The sequence below is a fragment of the Pseudomonas sp. EGD-AK9 genome (assembly GCF_000465935.2).
In the GTDB taxonomy this organism is placed as follows: Bacteria; Pseudomonadota; Gammaproteobacteria; order Pseudomonadales; family Pseudomonadaceae; genus Aquipseudomonas.
The window spans coordinates 1-3,982 of the sequence record NZ_AVOF01000299.1 but is presented as its reverse complement, the minus strand read 5'-3'; the positions used below and the strand labels follow the sequence as shown (position 1 = coordinate 3,982).

Below are 3,982 nucleotides of genomic sequence, written 5' to 3'. Positions count from 1 at the left end.
CGGCCTGGCCGCCGCCGCTTCGGCGCGCCTGCTCGGCGCCGCCGTGGTCATAGTCGGCGACGTCAACCCGGTGCGTCTGGCCCATGCCAAGGCGGTGGGCTTCGAGATCGCCGACCTGTCCAAGGACACCCCGCTGCATGAGCAGATCGCCGAGCTGCTGGGCGAGCCGGAAGTCGACTGCGCCATCGACTGCGTAGGCTTCGAGGCCCGCGGTCACGGCCATGACGGCGTGCAGCACGAGGCCCCGGCCACCGTGCTCAACTCGCTGATGCAGGTCACCCGCGTGGCCGGCAAGATCGGCATTCCCGGCCTCTACGTCACCGAAGACCCGGGCGCGGTGGACGCGGCGGCGAAGATCGGCGCCCTGAGCATCCGCTTCGGCCTCGGCTGGGCCAAGTCGCACAGCTTCCACACCGGCCAGACCCCGGTGATGAAGTACAACCGTGCGCTGATGCAGGCCATCATGTGGGATCGCATCAACATCGCCGAGGTGGTCGGCGTGCAGGTCATCAGCCTGGACCAGGCCCCCAACGGCTACCACGAGTTCGATGCCGGGGTGCCGAAGAAATTCGTCATCGACCCGCACAAGACCTTCAGCGCGGCCTGATCGCGCTGCGCTGCACGGTGGACGGGCCGCGTGCCCGTCCGCCCCGATTCAATGTTGGTGCTACGGCCAGGCGCATTGGTCCGCGCCTTTTTTCGGGAGCCTGCGGGCTCCCTTTTTTCGTGCCGGCGTCACGCGCCCTCGGCGCGAATCTGCGCGATGCGCGCGTCCTTGTCCTGCCACAGCTGCGTCACCCAGCCCTGCAGGTACTGGCGAAATTCGCCGTCGTTCTCGTAGTCGCCCTGCCACAGCGCCGGGTCCAGCTCGCGGGTCTGGATATCCACTATGACCTTCGCCACCTGACCGCTGAGCAGTGCCCAGAAGCCCGGCACGCCTTGGCCCGGATAGACCAGGGTGACGTCCAGCACGGCGTCGATCTGCTCGCCCAGGGTGGCGAGGACAAAGGCCACGCCGCCGGCCTTGGGCTTGAGCAGATGCTGGTAGGGCGAGCCCTGCTGCGCCTGCTTGGCCGGGGTGAAGCGGGTGCCTTCGAGGTAGTTGACCACGGTCACCGGCAGGCGCTTGAACTTCTCGCAAGCGGCCCTGGTGATCTCCAGGTCCTTGCCCTTCATCTGCGGATTCTTCTCCAGAAACGCTTTCGAATAGCGCTTCATGAAGGGGTAGTCGAGCGCCCAGAAGGCCAGGCCGAGCAGCGGCACCCAGATCAGCTGCTGCTTGAGGAAGAACTTGAAGTAGGGCGTCTTGCGGTTGAACGCCTGCACCAGCGCCGGGATGTCGACCCAGGACTGGTGGTTGCTGATCACCAGGTAGGAGCGGTCGCGGCGCAGCTCGGCGTTGCCGCGGATGTCCCAGTGGGTCGGGGTGGTCAGGGCGAAGATGCGCTTGCAGTTCTCCGCCCAGAACTCGGCCACCCACATCACCCCGCGCGAGCAGGCGTCGCGCGCCGTCTGGCCGGGCAGGACGAACTTGGCCAGGGCGATCAGCAGCAGCGGGCCGATCAGGATCAGGGTGTTGGCGAGCAACAGCACGAGGTTGGCAAGGCCGGTCAGCAGCGGGCGCATATCGACTCCATGATGGGCGGTGGCCGGCCATGATAAGCAAGGCGCGGCGCGGCCTCCAAGGGCGGCGGCGGGCCGCTTGGTAACACCTTGTCACGCCGCCCGGGGAACAGGGTGGCGCCGGGGGCGGTCGGAAATCCGGTCTATCCCCTTACAGGAGTACCGACCTTGAACCATGCCCTGATCCTGCTGGCCGCGCTGCTCAGCCTGCCGGCCCTGGCCAATCAGCAACCCACGCTGTACGGCCGTTACGAGCTGATCGAACTGCCCGAGCTGGGCCAGACCCTCAAGGCCAAGATGGACACCGGCGCCATGACCGCCTCGCTGTCGGCCAAGGACATCCAGCGCTTCGAGCGCGACGGCGAGGACTGGGTGCGCTTTCGCCTGGCGGTGGACGGCGCCGAGCAGCGTGTGCATGAGCACCCGCTGGTGCGCATCGCCGAGATCAAGACGCGCAGCGAGGAGCTGGCCGGCCAGCCGCTGAAGACGGCGGCGGCCTCGCAGCGCCCGGTGATCGAGCTGCCGGTGTGCCTGGGCGAGGAGCAGCGCACCATCGAGGTCAACCTCACCGACCGCAGCACCTTCAACTACCCCCTGCTGATCGGCGCCAGCGCCCTGCGCGATTTCGGCGCGGCGGTGAACCCCGCCGAACGCTACACCCGCGAGCGGCCGCAGTGCTGAACTAGGTTCAGTACGAAAAGTCGTCGAGCGAAGGTCAGGCAAGGCAAAAAGCGGTGAGGAAGCGGAGTGTACGAGCTGTACATGAGCATTCCGAACCGATTTTTAACGAAGCATCACCGAGCGCAGGCACTTTTCGTGCAGAACCTAGACTGCGGGCACGGGGCCATAGCCCCCTGCCCGCGGTCGCCGAGTGCTCCAGGATGGCGGCCTGTTTCTTGCTTGATGCAGTTTCTTACCTGGCCCGCGAGGGCCCGTGGAACTCGTTGAGGTGTCGCGATGACTGGAGTACTCAAACCGGGTGTGCGGCTGCTGGAGCGGTTCAGCTTCGCGCGCAAGTTTCAGCTGGTGTTCCTGCTGTTCGCCCTGCCGCTGGGCTATGCCCTGTGGGTGATCGGCAGCGACTACCTGGGTCGCCTGCAGGCCATCGACCACGAGCTGGAAGGCGCGCAGGCGCTGCAGTCCATGGCCCTGGTGCAGCGCGAACTGATCGCCCAGCGCACCCTGCTGGCGCGCTGGAAGGGCACCGATAACGCCGCCGAGGGGCTGCTGCGCCAGCGCGAGGCGCAGCTCGACGAGGCCCTGCAGCAAGCCGCCGCGCCGCTGCAAAGTGCGCTGATCGGCGCCCAGGCGCGCGAACATTTCCAGGCGCTGCAGGCCGAACGCGCTGGGCTTCAGGCGCAGGCCCTGGCCCCTGTGGCGTTACCGGATGCGCTGGAGCGTTACCAGAAGACCCTGCTGCACCTGCTCGCCCTGCGCGAACAGGTGGCCACCGACAGCGGCCTGATCCTCGATCCGCGCCTGGCCACCTACCTGATGATGGAGCAGCTCACCTACATCCTGCCGCGTCTGCTCGAACAGCTCGGCACCTTCGCCGCCCAGGGCCATGGCGCGGTGGTGTCGCAGCATTTCACCCTGCAGAGCCGGGTGCTGATCCGCGACCTGCGCCGCGGCCTCGACGAGCAGCGCGCGCAGCTGATCAAGGCGCAGAGCACCCTGCAGCGCGAGGCGCCGCAGGCCATGCGCCAGCTGGCCGGGCCGTTCGAGGCGGCGCTGGCCGGCTTCGACCAGTTCCTCGCGCAGATCGACCGCGACATGTTCGAGGCCAGCCCCATGGCGCTGACCCCGGAGCAGTTCGTGCAGCGCGTCGAGGCCCTGGAGGCGCAGTTGCAGGGGCTGCAGCAAGCGGTCTACGACCAGTTCGCCACGAGCCTGGGGCAGCATCGCCAGCGCGCGCTGCTGACCATGGTCGAGGTGATCGGCGCTTTCGTCCTGCTCACCCTGCTGGCGCTGTACGTGCTGCTGTGCCTCAACGCCTCGATCCGGCGTAGCACCGCCGGCATCATCGAAGCGGCGGAAAGCCTGCGCGACGGCGACCTGCGCGTGCGCATGCAGGTGCACGGCGCCGACGACCTGGCCTCCATCGCCCAGGCGCTGAACAGTGCCGTGGCGCAGCTGCGCGACTCGCTGCAGGGCGTCGGCCGCGAGAGCCGTCAGCTCGACGACACGGTGCAGCTGCTCGGCGGCCAGGCCCGCGACGCGCTGGATGCGGTGGAGCAGCAGCAGGCGCAGATGAGCCAGATCGCCACCGCCGCCACGCAGATGGCCGCCACCGCGCAGAGCGTGGCGCAGAGCTGCGAGCAGGCCGCGGTGGAGGCGCAGCAGACCCGCGAGGTGGCGC

The 3,982-nt window shown here is 68.1% G+C and carries 4 protein-coding genes; 3 read left to right on the top strand and 1 reads right to left on the bottom strand.

Annotated features, from left to right (window positions below; translation table 11 throughout):
* A partial coding sequence (locus N878_RS14475; protein ID WP_021444345.1) for a zinc-binding dehydrogenase occupies positions 1–607 on the top strand: 607 nt, incomplete at its 5' end.
* Between the two features lie 128 nt (positions 608–735).
* On the opposite strand, the gene N878_RS14470 is transcribed toward N878_RS14475, so the two are convergent.
* Positions 736–1,626: an acyltransferase gene (locus tag N878_RS14470; RefSeq protein WP_021444344.1), complete on the bottom strand. Its 891-nt coding sequence runs from the start codon at positions 1,624–1,626 to the stop codon at positions 736–738.
* 165 nt (positions 1,627–1,791) lie between these two features.
* On the opposite strand from N878_RS14470, the gene N878_RS14465 reads away from it, so the two are divergent.
* Together N878_RS14465 and N878_RS14460 are read left to right on the top strand one after the other, a co-directional pair.
* Complete coding sequence (locus tag N878_RS14465) at positions 1,792–2,304, top strand: ATP-dependent zinc protease (RefSeq protein ID WP_021444343.1); 513 nt, start codon at positions 1,792–1,794, stop codon at positions 2,302–2,304.
* 276 nt (positions 2,305–2,580) lie between these two features.
* Positions 2,581–3,982: methyl-accepting chemotaxis protein (locus N878_RS14460; protein ID WP_031303191.1), on the top strand; the 1,402-nt coding region annotated here is incomplete at its 3' end.